At 47.9% G+C, this 15,430-nt stretch carries 9 protein-coding genes; 3 read left to right on the top strand and 6 right to left on the bottom strand.

Translation table 11 applies throughout. The features are described 5' to 3' along the window. Nucleotides 1-26: 26 nt before the first annotated feature. Genes pdxA through H8S80_RS00260 form a run of 4 tightly spaced genes read right to left on the bottom strand, consistent with a single transcriptional unit; the run spans nt 27 to nt 4,475 of the window. Nucleotides 27-1,061, bottom strand: a complete 1,035-nt coding sequence (gene pdxA / locus H8S80_RS00275; RefSeq protein WP_117631374.1) for a 4-hydroxythreonine-4-phosphate dehydrogenase PdxA — start codon at nt 1,059-1,061, stop codon at nt 27-29. Between the two features lie 14 nt (nt 1,062-1,075). After that, a complete protein-coding gene (dapA, locus tag H8S80_RS00270) occupies nt 1,076-1,969 on the bottom strand; it encodes a 4-hydroxy-tetrahydrodipicolinate synthase (protein WP_117631373.1) in 894 nt (297 codons plus the stop codon). A 41-nt stretch (nt 1,970-2,010) separates the two neighbouring features. Beyond that, nucleotides 2,011-3,171: an iron-containing alcohol dehydrogenase gene (locus H8S80_RS00265; protein ID WP_117631371.1), complete on the bottom strand. Its 1,161-nt coding sequence runs from the start codon at nt 3,169-3,171 to the stop codon at nt 2,011-2,013. Nucleotides 3,172-3,203: 32 nt separating this feature from the next. Next, the gene (locus H8S80_RS00260; RefSeq protein WP_117631369.1) at nt 3,204-4,475 is read right to left on the bottom strand and encodes a four-carbon acid sugar kinase family protein; all 1,272 of its coding nucleotides are present in this window, start codon (nt 4,473-4,475) and stop codon (nt 3,204-3,206) included. 258 nt (nt 4,476-4,733) lie between these two features. On the opposite strand from H8S80_RS00260, the gene H8S80_RS00255 reads away from it, so the two are divergent. After that, a complete protein-coding gene (locus H8S80_RS00255) occupies nt 4,734-6,512 on the top strand; it encodes a sigma-54-dependent transcriptional regulator (protein ID WP_117631367.1) in 1,779 nt (592 codons plus the stop codon). A 266-nt stretch (nt 6,513-6,778) separates the two neighbouring features. On the opposite strand, the gene H8S80_RS00250 is transcribed toward H8S80_RS00255, so the two are convergent. Further along, a complete protein-coding gene (locus H8S80_RS00250; RefSeq protein ID WP_117631365.1) occupies nt 6,779-7,738 on the bottom strand; it encodes a GNAT family N-acetyltransferase in 960 nt (319 codons plus the stop codon). 347 nt (nt 7,739-8,085) lie between these two features. Here H8S80_RS00250 and H8S80_RS00245 point away from each other — a divergent pair, with 347 nt between their 5' ends. After that, on the top strand, nt 8,086-12,669 hold the full coding sequence (locus H8S80_RS00245) for a polysaccharide lyase family 8 super-sandwich domain-containing protein (protein ID WP_117631363.1): 4,584 nt from the start codon (nt 8,086-8,088) through the stop codon (nt 12,667-12,669). Between the two features lie 959 nt (nt 12,670-13,628). Next, nucleotides 13,629-14,039: an ester cyclase gene (locus tag H8S80_RS00240; protein ID WP_002600895.1), complete on the top strand. Its 411-nt coding sequence runs from the start codon at nt 13,629-13,631 to the stop codon at nt 14,037-14,039. A gap of 54 nt (nt 14,040-14,093) precedes the next feature. Here the strand turns inward: H8S80_RS00240 and H8S80_RS00235 are convergent, their stop codons facing one another. Further along, nucleotides 14,094-15,428: an MATE family efflux transporter gene (locus H8S80_RS00235; RefSeq protein WP_002600896.1), complete on the bottom strand. Its 1,335-nt coding sequence runs from the start codon at nt 15,426-15,428 to the stop codon at nt 14,094-14,096. Between the last annotated feature and the right edge of the window lie 2 nt (nt 15,429-15,430).

The raw sequence follows: 15,430 nt of genomic DNA, 5'->3' as shown, positions 1-15,430 counted from the left end.
TAATTTCCTCCTCCACTATTCTTTTATTATTTTTTTATCCTGCCTTCCGCAAATCTCACTGCATAATCGATCGCATTCAGCAGGCTAAGTTCATTTGCAGTTCCGGTCCCGGCCTGATCAAAGGCCGTTCCATGGTCCACGCTGGTCCTTATAATCGGAAGTCCCAGAGTGATATTCACCCCTTCCACCGCGTCCCATTTCTGTTCTTCCTGATTGTATACAAATCCGACGACCTTGAGTGGAATGTGGCCCTGATCGTGATACATGGCAACTACCACATCGTACCAGCCCCCCCGGGCTTTTGAAAATATGGTGTCGGCCGGTATCGGGCCCTCTGTATTGATGCCTTCCGCTCTCGCTTCCTCAACAGCCGGAATAATCTCTTCGATTTCTTCCCTTCCAAACAGTCCATTCTCACCGCAGTGGGGATTGAGGCCCGCGACCCCAATGCGCGGATTCCCGATTCCCATGTCCTTACACGCCTGTTCCGCAATCCGGATCACCTCTATAATCCGGTCTTTTTTCACGCGGTCACACGCCTCTCTCAAGGCTACATGGGTGGACACATGTACCACCCGCAGATTCTTATGTGCAAGCATCATCGTATATTTTTCGGTTCCGGTGAACTCCGCATAGATTTCCGTATGTCCGGAATAGTGACGTCCCGCCAGATTAAGCGCTTCCTTATTCAGGGCATTTGTTACTGTCGCATCCACCTCCCCGGCCATAGCCAGCCCGATAGCCTTTTTTACATACTGAAAGGCAGCTTCCCCCGCTACGGCGGACACCTTGCCGATGGCCAGCGTCTCCGGATCCACGTTCTTCATGTCTATGACATCGATACAGCCGGGACGGTACTCTCCTTCAGACGGATTTTCAATTCCATTGATCCGGATCGACCGTCTGCCGACTATCTGTGCCGCATTCTTCAAGACACGGACATCTCCAATCACCAAAGGGCGGCATTTTTCACTGACCGGGTGATCCGCCAGTGCTTTCACTGTTATCTCCGGACCGATTCCAGCCGGATCACCGAGTGTTATGCCAATTAATGGTCTCATAGTTTCGTTCCTTTCTACTCCATCCCAGCTTCCCGGTTTTCATCGATTACACGTCTTATGGCCTCCAGTCCCTCCGGGGAGATTCGGTCAAACGGTGCGCGGCATTTACCGACGGGATACCCCAGCATTGCAACCGCGGTTTTTACAATTGTATTGGGATTTCCGTATTTGAAGCAATCCCGGAAGGAACGAATGGAGTCCTGAGCCTCTCTCGCTCCCTCTAAATCTCCCTGCATGAACCGCTCATAGATTGCCGTCATCGTCCCCGGATAGACATTGGCACAGCCTGCGATGCCTCCGCCGCCTCCTGCAAGCAGGTTCCAGTATATCAGGGAATCGTTGCCGGAAAGCACCGTGAAGTCCTTCCCCCTCGTTCGCTCCAGATACTGGAGCATATTGTCAAAGCTGCCGCTGGAATCCTTGGCTCCTGCAATGCTGTCGACCTCGGACAGCCGCTCTACCAGCGCCGGAGAAAGGCTGTTGCCCGTTCTTGCCGGAATGTTATAGAGGACCACCGGGATTTTTACAGCCTTTGCCACCGCGCAGTAATGTTCATACAGCTCTTCATCGGACGCTTTGGCAAACCACGGCGTGATCACAGACAGGACATCCGCCCCCAGCGACTCCGCCATCCGGCACATCCGGATGGTATCCTTCGTTCCGATGCATCCGCTTCCCGCATAGACAGGAACCCGTCCGTCCGTTTCCTCTATTACAACGGACAGAATCCGCTCTTTTTCCTTTTCAGTCAATATGTAGCCTTCTCCGTTTGTTCCGAACGGAAACAGTCCGTGTACCCCCGCCTCGATCAGGCGGTTCACCTGCCGTCTCAGTTCCGGTTCATTGATGGATTCATCCTCATTCATCGGAGTGATGATGGGAGGAATAATACCTTTCAGGACAGTCATCAAATTTCCCCTCTCTCGTATCAAGTCTGCCGCGCCCCATTCTATCCATGCATTACTTCTAAATACAGTCTGCGGGCATCCTCGTGTGTTATCTCTCTCTTATTATTATTCAGCAGCCGTTTTACATCCATTCCGGCATTCACCAGCTCTTCCAACGCATCCGTCCCAATCCCGAATGCCGACAGAGAGGACGGTATTTCCAGCCGCCGGATAATCTCCTCCATGCGTTCCAGGAGCCTGTCCGCCTTTTCCTCGTCTGTTATCTGCAGCTCTTTTCCAACAACCGTATCATACAGTTCTGCCAATTCCTTCAGACAAGCCGGTTTGTTAAACCGCATAACCGGGAGCAGCAGCATGGCATTGGAAACACCGTGGGGGATATGATACTTTCCTCCCAGTGGATAGGACAGGGCATGTACCGCGGTGGTCCCTGAGGAGGAAATCGCAGCGCCCGCGTAAAATGCGGCAATTAACATATTTGTCTTCGCTTCTTCCGCCTCCGGATCATCACACGCCGCCTCGATATTATCAAAAATCAGTTTTGCAGCCGCCTTCGCAAACAGGTTGCTGAAAGGGTTCGCTTTATTCGAAGTAAAGCATTCCACCGCGTGCGCCATTGCGTCGACTCCCGTAGCTGCCGCGATCTTCCTGGGAAGATTCTTTAAAAGGCTGCCATCCAGAATCACGTAATCCGGGATCATCTCCGGGTTCACGATACCGACCTTCAACTGCTTTTCCGGCACCGCCACAATGCTGTTCATCGTAGCCTCAGAACCGGTTCCCGCTGTCGTTGGAATCATGAGCGTTGGAACACACTTTCTTCCAAGCCCCGGATCTTCCAGCAGCTGTCTGACTGTCAGAGAACCGTCAGCCGTAATGGAAGCCAGTTTTGCCACATCCATGACGCTTCCTCCGCCTGCGGCCACGATTAAATCGGCGCCAGTCCGGCGAAAGCGTTCCATTACCTGCTCCGCCTCGTCACAATTCGGTTCGGCGGGCAGATCTGTGATCACCACCGTCTCTACCCCGGCCTCATTTAAAATTTCCAGCGGAATCTTTAACAGACCGGCCTGTTCCACTCCCTGATCTGTAAACAGGGCTGCTTTCTTAAATCTTCCTTCCGTAATTTCTCTGATCTTACGGAGCGCTCCCCGGCCGCTGTAGACAGCTCCCGGCATTGTAATTGAATATTGATCCGGCATTTTCTTCCTCCCCCCTAAAAACTTGTGCTGTATCACGATTCATTGCGCAACGCAGCACTAAGTTTCACCAGCTGTTCCACTTCCATTAAAAGCTTCCGATCCCCAAAGCCACCCGACTTCGAGATGATCCACTGCTCTTTTCCTTCCGTCCGTATTGAGGACAGGACCGTTCCCTGCTCCAGCTCCTGGTAAATGGTGATCTCGCCGCAGCGCATCTCGGTGATAAATCCTGCCAGCGTGTCTCCGCCAATAATCATGAAGGTGGCGTCCAGCCCCATTTCCAGAAGCTGCTTCAAGATCTCTCCCAGTGTCTTCGAGATGGTCACCCGCGCTTCCTCCAGCGGAATGTGGTTCTCCCTCCGGTATTCCGTCACCTTTTTCGTGTCGGAAATCCCCGTTTCGATCACACAGGTGATTCCTGCTTCACAATCCCGCTTCAGACCGTACAGCCATCTCTTTCCTTCCTCAGAGCTTAAGTATCCTGGAGTAAACTGCTGGTCCGGCGTCATGGTAATCCGCTTCATTCCGTTCTGTTCCGCATACTCAATCTGCCTCTTTGTAATTTCATTTATGCTTCCGCAGATAATGATCATCCTATCTGTTATAACAGGAATTTCCACCTTACGTATTTCCAATTTCAGGAAATCTCCCAGCACCGATGCAAAACCAGCGCAGCCAGCCATGACGCCCAGACACTTCTGTTTCATCAAATCCTCTGTAATCTTTTTTATCTGCGCTTCACTCGACGCGTCAAAGATTCCAATCTCCTTACCCCTGCCTCTCTCGTAGTGTTCGCTTTCCTGATACAATACGGTTTTTACTGATACACCGCAAAACAACGCTTCCACGCTGGGCGATACCACCGGTTCAAAAGGATCGCGTCCGAATACGCTCTCGTGAATAGGAACCCCTTCCACATAATGGACTCCGCCGACTGTAATCCGATCCATGGCCGGCAGCGCCGGGATAAACGTAAGATACTGTTCTCCGCTGGCCAGGAGTGCTGCTTCCAGCTCTTTTCCGATGTTTCCTCTGAGTCCGGAATCCGTTTTCTTATAAATATAAGGAACTCCCGCATCTCCCGCCCTCTTTACCACATCGAAAACCTTCCGGTACGCTTCCTGGCCCTCCAGATGTCTTGTCTGTGCATCGATCACCAGCACTTCCGCCTGTAGCCGTTTCAGTGTCTCCTCGTCCTCAGGAAAATAATTCAGGACTTTCGTCGTCATTCCTTTCCCGGCAAACTGCACTCCGGTATCAAGGGCTCCTGTAAAATCGTCTGCAATTACAAGAAGTTTTATCATTTTGTCTACCCACCTATTATTGTTTCATTTTTGAACATTTCATATTTTACAGTTTCTTTCTTTCCCTCTGTTTGTTTAATAATACCAATTAAATCCGGAATATTCAAGAATTCTGCCGCTATTTTTTCAAGAAATATCGTTTTATTTTGAAACATTGTGGTTATGTATTGTTTTTTATCATTTACTATGCTATATTTGTTTTAAATAGAAACACTTCAAAGAAAAACGCTTCATTTTGGGGAAAGGCAGGAGTTTTTAATGGATAAAAAAACAAAGATACTGGGAATCGCACCGTATGAGGGTATGAAAGCGCTGATGATGCGTCTGGCCGGACAGCGGGATGATATTGATCTGACTGTGTACGTCGGCGATCTGGAGGCCGGGGCCGAGATTGCTTCCAGGCACACCTTTCAGGATTACGATGTTATCTTATCCCGAGGCGGCACCGCCGAAATGATTTCTTCCATTTCCCCAATTCCCGTAGTGGAGATTCAGCTTTCTGTATACGATATCCTCCGCGCCATCAAACTGGCGGAAAACAACAACGACCGCTATGCAATCGTCGGCTTCCCCGGAATCACCAAAAATGCCCGTTTTCTATGTGATTTATTGCAGTATACCATTGACATCTACACCATCCATAATCCGGAAGAAGTCCAGGATACACTCACCCGCCTGACCACAGCCGGATACCGTATGGTTTTATGTGATGTTGTGACGAATTCCCATGCCCAGAGACTGGGGATGCGCTCGATCCTCTTTACTTCCGGTTCGGAAAGTATCGAGGCGGCATTCGATCAGGCCGTCAAGACAGCCGGTACGTACCAGGCCCTGATTTCCAAGGCTGAATTTTTCCGGACGCTTCTGGAGGATTATCCGTATTATGTGTTTGTCTACAGTGAAAAGGAGGAGCTGATCTATACCTCAAAAGAACATAATTTTTCACCGGCCGTGATGACCGCCATGAAAAACTATGTGTCGGAGATTCTTTCCGAGAACAGCAAGAAATTTTACAGAGATGAAGGCGATCTGCTGGTTGCCATCAAGGGAGTCAGAAAACTGATTTACAAGCAGACTTACGTTGTCTATTACGTCAACACCCGGAAAGTCCCTCTGTCTCTCATCAAAAATGGAGTTCGCTATATCGACAGGAGCCAGGCTCTGGAACAGTTTTATTCCAGCTTCTACGGCCTCACCAACCCGTCCGGAACCTATACGCCTTCTCTGGACCAGATGAATCAGACCGGTGCTCCCGTCATGATTCTCGGGGAAGACGGTACGGGGAAAGAAGAGATGGCTGCCTTTATCTATTCCCAGAGCAAATTTCAAAATAAGCCAATGGCGATTATCGACTGTTCCCGTATTACGGATAAGAGCTGGCAGTTTCTCACCGGGCACACCAACTCTCCATTCAGCGATACGGATACCACCATCTATATCCGCGAGCTGGAGTTTCTGTCTGACCAGCAGTTTAAAGAGCTGTTTTCCATTATTCGGGATCTGAATCTGCACCGGCAGAACCACATGATCTTTTCCTGTACCACACGGGAAGGTGAGGAGCTGAATCAGAATTCCCAGCTTCTCATGAATCACTTTAACTGCCTGTCCTTCACCCTCCGGCCGCTCCGGGCTAACAAGGACGAGATCCCGGATCTTGCCAACTTATATATCAGTAATTTAAATATGCAGCTGGCCCGGGAAATCGTCGGTCTGGAACCGGAAGCCGTCTCCCTTTTGAAAGAATACGGCTGGCCCGGCAATTATAATCAGTTCAAACGAATCATGACGGAGCTGTTTGCCATAACAGATACGTCCTATATCAGAGCTGCCTCCGTTTCCAGACTTCTGCTCAGAGAACAGCCCACCATCCTCTCCGGCGACGGCATTCCTCTCGATTTAAACCGGACCCTGGAAGAAATAAATCTGGATATCGTGCGCCACGTTCTCTCCGAAGAAAAAGGCAACCAGAGCCAGGCCGCCAAACGGCTGGGAATCAGCAGAACCACGTTGTGGCGGATGCTGCAGAATATTGTGTGAAATTATTGTTTCTCTATGGAGAGTTGGAGGAAATCGCAGACCGGCGAAATGTGAAAGATAGAGTAACGAATATAGAAAATAAAAAACAAAGAGTAAAAAGCAATGATTTTACCCTTTGTTTTTTATTTGGCTAAAGCAGTAAGCAGGCAGGCCCTGCTTGCAGGGATTGTTCTGTTTGCAGGGATTGTTTTGCTTGTATTTGTATCGGCATTTCGCATCAAAAAGGTATGTGTTAATGCCATAAGAAAGCACGGAATGGCAAGTGCTCATCTGTTGGTGTTGGCATCCTTGTTTATTGTCCTTCTCACAGAGCGAATTGCCGGTTTAAAGTATTTCGGCCAGAATTGTATGGCATTGGGATTAGCAGACTCATAGCTTACATGCATATATGTTTTTCCTTTCTCTTTGCAAAAAGCGAATGCTTTGTCCAACAACGCCGTTCCCATGCCCTTTCCACGATAATCGGGCAGTATATAGGCACCTATGCCTTCTATGCGCGCGCTGTCAACGGTAGTTAAACGTTCAAAGTTGTAACTCTGATTTATTGAAAAACTCAGCACACCTGCAATCTTATCTTTATCCCAAGCCAGTAAAACATAATTTTTATCAATCAATTGCATTATCTCATCTTTTGTATATTTATTTCTTTGTAAAAATATAGGACTATTGATGTAATATTCATTGGAAGAGTTGGCAACCTCAGTTAAGGCCTCAGCATCCGCAGCTGATGCAAACACTATCTTATAATCCTGGTTTATCACATGTCCAGTTGCGCTCGTCAACTGGCATGCATCTATGACATAGGAACCGAAGCCCAAGTCATACAGACTGTTTTTAAGATTATCATCATCGAAATAAGTCATCCATAAATGATTAAATCTATTGTCAGATACCCATTTTTGAGAAGCATAGCAATACATTTCTCTGTAGATATTTAGTTCATCGCTCAATAAAGCGGCATGACCGGCAACAGGCAGAAACGCAGTTCTCTCACCATGAAAATCGAAATACAGCCAGGCAATAAAACCAACAATCGTATTATTCTTTGTTGCTATTATCGCGTTACCCTTATCAATTTGTTCCTTGATATAAGATTTAACCGTTCCCTGACCACCGTCAATAAAATTGGGAAACACATTACAGTAACAATGTCTGTTAAATTGACATATCCATAATGCAACCGCATCGGAAAGATTTTCTTCTTTCATAGCAGAAATATTAATCATCTGGTATCCTCCTGTTAAAACGGTGCCTGTGACAGCTTCTTTGCCAAAGGTATGTTCATTCTATGTTTATCAGTTTAAGCCAGAATGTATTTCTTGTCAAATTGCCTCTGAACCTGTGGTTTCAAAACCGTCAAAACCATTCACCAGCCATATTTTTTTGTAATACCTCACAAATTCACGATACAAATCAAACACAAAGGATAAATATTGACTATAAAAGCAAAATTCCAAATATATCCCCCTGGTACATTTTCCCTTATACTGATTAAGCAAAGATATCACTCCTCCAATTCCGCCAAATACCGGACCAGAGGAAATCAAATTACACGATCAAAGGGAGGCTGTTTATGAGAAAGAACACAAAAGTCAACCGGCATACGGCCAGAGCCGCCGCGGTAGTTTTGGCGGCAGTTATGGCTGTACAGCCCACTGCACCGGCTATGGCGTCGCTGCAGTACGGGAAAATGGTATCCGCCGCATCCACCAGATATTCCGGCAGAGCTGCAAGTCCGTCGGACGCAGACACGGGACGCGGCTCGGGAAAATCAACGCCGTCAAACGCAACACCTTCGAATCCGCATAAGCCGGAGGCATCGGAGAAGGCCACGCTCAGCAATGCGCTGCACAGGGAAGCCACAAACATTCATCCCAACGGCAGCTTTGAGACCACATCAAAAACAACAAATGCAGAGTATCAAAAAGTATGGGTAAACGAAATAATGCCAACCGGCTGGGGCATGTGGCCAAAGCCAACCGGGTCAGAAAAAATGTCATTTGAAATTGCAGAAGACCCAGCTGAGGCCCCGGAAGGCAGCAACTATTTACGTATTCGCTCGGAAACGAAATCTTCCCGGCTCGGTATCAGCTATCCCATAAAAGGCATTGCTGACACTAAATCAACCTATCTCTGTACCTTTTATGTAAAAACCGAGAATGTGCTGGGCACCGGTTTTTACGCCAGATTAACATGGCTGCTGCCAGGCGGATCCGGAGAATACATTGAGACTGAAAGAATCACAGGCACCACCGACGGCTGGACCCAGTACGGTTTTCTATCTCAAAATCCTCCTGCCAGCGCGACAGGCATTCAAATCGAATTTTATGCGGATCAAATGGCTGGAGAAGTATGTCTGGATGACGTTCAGATTTTACCAACCTACTCTCTGCGTTTAAACAAAACAGAAGCCAGTATGTTCACCGGAGATACGCTTGAATTAAAAGCAGCCTGCAGCGACGGATACGAGAGTCAAATCGAATGGTATTCCAAAAATCCAGAGATTGCAGATGTCGATGAAAACGGTATCGTTACCGCCTATTCCATGGGCGCTGCAGAGATCACCGCTAAAACCGATGATTATCATGAGGCCGTATGCAGAATATCCGTAGAAGATGGCAATCTGCGCCCATACTATCAGACAATCCGTGAAAACTGGAAAAACCGTCTGACCGGCAACAACATCGAAGATCCATCCGATGAAGTCTACGCGGCCATGATGGAAGACCTGACAGAGACTGCGGCCAAATACTGGGAAACCATGAAAAAAGGCGGCAGCGACAGACGCATATTATGGGATGATATTGATTTCACGTATCAAAAACAGGACACCACTGCCAATGTAACAGAAGGTCTCGGAACCGGTTTTTCCAGGATAGAGCAGATGGCCACAGCCTACAGTGCCAAAGGAAGCAGTTTATACCAAAAGGAGGAACTGAAGGAAGACATCATCGGTGCTCTTGAGTGGGTATACGCGAACATGTACAACGATACAATGAATGTAAAAAAAGATCTGTACGGGAACTGGTGGCACTGGTTTATCGGAATGCCGCAGAGCTTATGCAATACCGTGATCCTGATGTACGACGATCTGCCCCCGGAATTAATAGAACGGGAAGCCCGGACACTGGAGAACTTTAACGAAGATCCCAATAAACGGTATCATACCACCAGCGGCAGCGAGATCAAAAATACTGCGGCCAATTTAATCGACGCCTCCCTCGTATCTGCACTCCGTTCCTCGATCGGCGAGACCTCCAGGCCGCTCAACATGGCAAAAGAGGCTCTGGATAAATCCATCGGTTTTGTATCCGACGGCAACGGCTATTATGAAGACGGTTCCTATATCGATCACGGCAATCTGGCTTACACCGGAGGCTACGGCTCCACGCTGTTAGGCGGAATTGAGAAACTTCTTTTTATCGTCGACGGCAGCCCATGGGAAGTGGCAGACGATAAGCTGACCAGCATCTTCCAGTGGATCTGGACAGGAATCCGCCCTCTCTATGCAGACGGCGCCATGATGGATATGACCACCGGGCGAGGCATTGCAAGGCCATCGACCAATGACCAGACCGTCGGCCGCGGACTGCTAAAGCCTGTCTCCCATCTGGCAGATATGGCTCCGGCGGATGAAAGGGAAGCCTTCCGCGCTTTTGCAAAAACGGAAATCCAGGCAGGGCTCGAATATAATGAAGACTTCTTTTTAGGTATGACCGTGGCCGATATGACCGCGATGAAAAACCTGCTGGCAGACAGTTCTTTAGACGAAGACCATGAAGTCTACCACAAAAATTTTGGTGTTATGGATAAAGCCGTCTACCACGGAGAAAATTTCGATCTGGGAATCAGTATGTACTCCAGGCGAACCGGCAATTTCGAATACGGCAACAACGAGAACCGGAAAGGCTGGCATATGAGCGACGGCGCCCTCTATTTATACAACGGGGATCAGTCCCAATATGCAGATGTTTACTGGCCTACGGTAGACCCCCACCGGCTGGCCGGCATCACCACCGACCATACCGAGGGCTTTATACCGACTGACGGCACCTGGAATCCCCACGTCAGCTCCAAAGACTGGGTAGGCGGTTCTTCCGTCTTAAGCCAGTACGGAACCGTAGGCATGGATTTTGAAGGGGAAACAAAGAGCGGCGCCATCTCTTCCCTGAAAGCAAAGAAATCCTGGTTCACCTTCCCTGACGCAGTCGCCGCACTGGGCACCGGAATCAGCTCCAGTGAAGGGAAGTCCACAGAAACGATCGTGGACAACCGCAAAGCCATGGAAAATGCAGAAAATACCGTATGGATAGACGGCCTGGAAGCGGATCTGACGACAGGCGAGCCTGCATCTGCCTCCATGAACTGGGCGCTTCTGGAAGGAAATAACGGCGAATCGCAGAATATCGGATACTATTTCCCGGAAGAAACTGAAGTAACCGTTTTAAAAGAAACCAGAACCGGGAACTGGAGGGATATCAACACAGCCGTAGCCGCAGGGAGTGCAAATGATAAAGAAATCATCAGAAGCTACATCAGTTTTGCCGTGGACCACGGAACCGATCCGCAGAACGATACGTACAGCTACGTCCTTCTGCCCGGCAGAACTCCGGACGATATGGCGGAGTTTTCCGAAAATCCGGAAGTAATAATTCTCGCCAACACCCCGGAGGTACAGGCTGTCAAGAATACGAAATACGGAGTCAGCGGCTATAATTTCTGGACCGCCTGTGACCCGGAAGACCTTCCGGTTTCCGCGAAGACGCCCGCCTCTGTTACTCTCGCAGAAGAAAATGGCCTCATCACCGCCGGAATCTCCAATCCGACCCAGAACGGCAAAGATACCATCATCGTCCTGAACAGTCTCTATGAAGCGGTTGAGGCAGAAGAAGGCGTGACCGCAGCCCTGCAAAACGGTAAAACCATTATCACCGTAGAAGGCACAAAAGATTTTGGAAAAACGTATACCATCGTTCTGGAAAGTCTGGACGAGAAACTGGCCCGCTGGCAAAATGAGATTGAAAATGCCACTAGGGCAGAAAAGTCAAATGTAGAAATGATATTAAAGGAAGTACAGGCTCTCGACACCGCACACTTTAACGAGGAACAGACTCTGCTCATCACCGCAGTCATCGAAGCTGCAAAAGAAAAGCTGGCGCTGATGGATTCTGCCGCTGAAATTATGGCTCCAATCACTGGTATTGACGAAGTGACTTATGAAAATGCCGACGCGGTCGAAGAACTTCTGAAAAAATACGAGAATCTGACCGAAGAAGAAAAATCCGTCTTAAGCGAATCCGATCAGGCAAAAATCAGGGAACTCCTGGCAGGCTTCCAGAAGGAAGAGATTCACACAACGGCTGACGGTATAACGGTAAAGGCCGCAAACGGCACAATGGATGTGCGTACCGCCTTCCTCCTGACCGACGAATCCGATTCCATCGGAAGTTTCCAGGAATCACTGTCCGGGACCGCGGTGCTCCTGACCTTATTCAGACCGGAACTCCTTTTAAAAGGCAAAAACTTAAGTCTGAATGACCATCCGGTGCGCGTCACCGCAAAAGCCCCCGCCATAGAATCCGGTCAGAAAGGGACCCTGAAACTGTACCGATTCGTTCCAGCCGCAAAAGCACGGGCTGAGGCCGCTCCGGAGGAGGTCACCTATACCGCAAACCATGACGGCACGATTACTTTTGAAATAAACCGTGATGCCATCTATGGATTTGCGCTGTACAAAGAGACGGCTCCTGAACCGGAACCAGATCCAGATCCGCAACCGGATCCTGCTCCTGATTCCAAACCATCAAATGACCGGAATACTTCTACTTCTCATGTATCCGACGGTACATGGATTCTGGATATAAACGGCTGGTGGTTCAAACAATACAACGGCACCTGGCCGTCGTCTCAGTGGAAATGGATCAAGGGCTGCTGGTACCGTTTCAACGAATCCGGCTACATGCAGACCGGCTGGATTCTGGATCAGAACCTCTGGTACTATCTGAAGCCCGACGGCAGCATGGCCGCCGATGAATGGATTTTTTACAAGGACCGGTGGTACTATTTAAACCGCAACGGCGAAATGGCGGCAAACACCTCCGTGACATGGAAAAACGTCGTTTACCATCTGGGAGCAGATGGTGCAATGGCAGAATAAATCATTATAAGGATCTTTATTCATTTTCTTTTACACAAAAAGACAGATAGAAACGGGTACCGATTGATTTGACATTCATCCGATACCCGTTTCTACACTATCTCATCCATTGGACTTGATACCTCTTTTCTCTCATGTTTTTTTGTACCTGGTACTTTCTCTAACATGATCTATATGAAATTTTCCCTCTCTCCGTTGCTCTTCTTCCTCATCTATGTTTTTCGTTTATTCTCTTACTTTTCATTCTTACTATCTGTTCATCTTTTCGTATTTCAAAATTTTCTTTCATTCCTCATTATACTTTCTCGTCATATAACAAAGATGATTATTCTTTTGTTCTACTTCTTGAAACAATCATAGTTCTTTAAACATTCCATAGATTTTATCTTATTTTTTTGATATCAGCTCTTTGATGTTCCTCTTTTGCTTTTATCTTATAAGATTGGTTTTTTAGCATCGGCAGATCGGTTTTTCCTTTTGCCTAATTTATAATTTTTATTATAAATTAAGCTAAATTACTGCTTCTGGTGGACTGTACCTCCTTCTTCTATATTTTTGATACTTAAGAGTTTGTTTCTTCTCCTTTTTCTTTAGGAGTTTTTGTTTTCTTATCTCTTATCTTGGCTTTATTATAGCGGATGCGTTTTGATTTGTCAATACTTTTTCTTTATTTTTTATATGTTATTTGTTAATTTTCATATTGTATGTAATTATTTCAATTGTTTCTATTTTTATACACGTCATTCGCCGTTTATTCCAGATATCTTCCTTAATTTTCTGATTATTTCTTCTCTTCTTCCTTTTTCAATGCTGAAAAAATACATTGATCGCGCTGTTCCTTTCCTAAAATTTCACCAAATTTAATTACAGACAGCTATAGACGGATTGTCTGCCGCCTGTTATAATGCTTCTAAAATAATTACAGCAGATCCAACCAGAATCATTCCGGAGGTGTGAGAATGGAGAATAAAGATATTGTAACCTATTTCTACGAGACCGTAGTCTCAGAAAACCTGCTTGATCAGGTTTCGCAGTACGTATCTGAAAGCTGTGTTGTAAAAGCCGGAGAAACCATCATTCACGTGGGTGTCGACGGCATGAAGCAGCATCTTATTGATGTAAAAAAGACCTATCCCGACTATACGATGAAAATCATCAAGCAATACGCGGATGGGGACTATGTGATTTCAGAATTCATCATGGAAGGGACCCACGAAGGCGAATGGATTGGAATAAAGCCGACACACAAGAGACTCTCCTTCACCGGTGTTGATATCGACAAGGTCATAGACGGGAAGATCGTCGAGCACGGAGGCGCAGTAAATACCTTTGAAACGTTATATGAGCATCATCTTATTAAACCGGTATAGCAGAATCCAGTCAATGCAAAACCAAGTACTGCTCTCCTGCAGCGATGCGGCTGATCACAAATCTCTGCTGAATTTCCATTTCCCTCTCAAATAAAAGCTGAGTGACAGCGCCGTAGCGATCGTCCAGCCAATGGGCCACGACATCCAGATCCCGTCCGCACCAAACGGTCCGGCAAGCACGAAGGAGATCAGCACGCGGAGAATCAGATCAGCAAATGTAGCGATCATGAAACAGCCCATGGCGCCGGATCCCCGCAGCACGCCGTCCGCCATCAGTTTCGTGGCAACCACCACATAAAACGGAGAGACGATCTTTAAAAATGTAACGCCAGTATTCATAGCCTCTCCGCCTGTCTGCTCCATAAAGATGGTCACCGCCGGACCGCCGAAGAAAAAGAACAGGATTGTAAATGGCACAGCGACGCAGAATGCCATGAACCATCCGGCCTTGAATCCGCTCTTTACCCGTTCCTCCTGCCCTGCGCCGATGTTCTGTGCCGTAAAGCTGGAGAGTCCGTTTGCCAGCGTCGTAAATGAGGTAATCGTGAAGGTATTGAGCTTCACCGCCGCGCTGTAGCCGGCAATCACCGAGGAACCAAAGCTGTTGACCAGTCCCTGAATAAACATGTTGCCTACCGAGATGAAGCTTTGCTGGAGAATGCTGGGGACCGCAACCACACTGATCTTTTTCAGCATATTCCAGGAGAACAGCGGAAAGCTGCCCTCCGTCTTTACCTCCGCAATTCTTTTATGTACAGTCAGAAGCGCCAGCACACAGGCCGCTCCCTGGGCGATAAAGGTCGCCCACGCCACGCCCGCCACACCCCAGTGAAAGACGATGACGAAGATCATATCCAGCAGAATATTTCCCAGAGAGGAACCAATCAGGAAATAGAGCGGCGTCCTGGAATCTCCCAGAGATGTAAAGATGCCTGTACACACATTATAGAGATACAGAAACAGAAATCCGCCGATATAAATTCGTAAATACAGCGCTCCGTCCGAGAAGATATCGGCCGGCGTCTGAATCAGGTTCATCACCGGGCGGCAGAAGAGAAAGCCCAGAGCCATCAGGCCGAGACTCAGCGCGATACAGGCTATCAGCGTCGTGTAGATGGCCGTCTTCATCTCCTTCCACCGTTTTGCCCCGAAGAGCTGGGAAATGACGACCGCACAGCCGATGTTGCTGCCTACCGCCACCGCCATAAAGATCATGGTGATGGGATAAGACGCCCCAACGGCTGCCAGAGCCGCCTCACCTGCAAATTTACCAGCCACCACGCTGTCCGCGATATTATACATCTGTTGAAAAATTACGCTGACAAACATGGGGATGGAGAAACGCCAGAGCACTGACGATGGTTTCCCTACCGTTAAATCCTTTACCATTG

This window comes from Hungatella sp. L36, assembly GCF_014288035.1.
The sequence above is the reverse complement of the archived record's forward strand: the minus strand, read 5'-3'. Positions and strand labels throughout refer to the sequence as shown.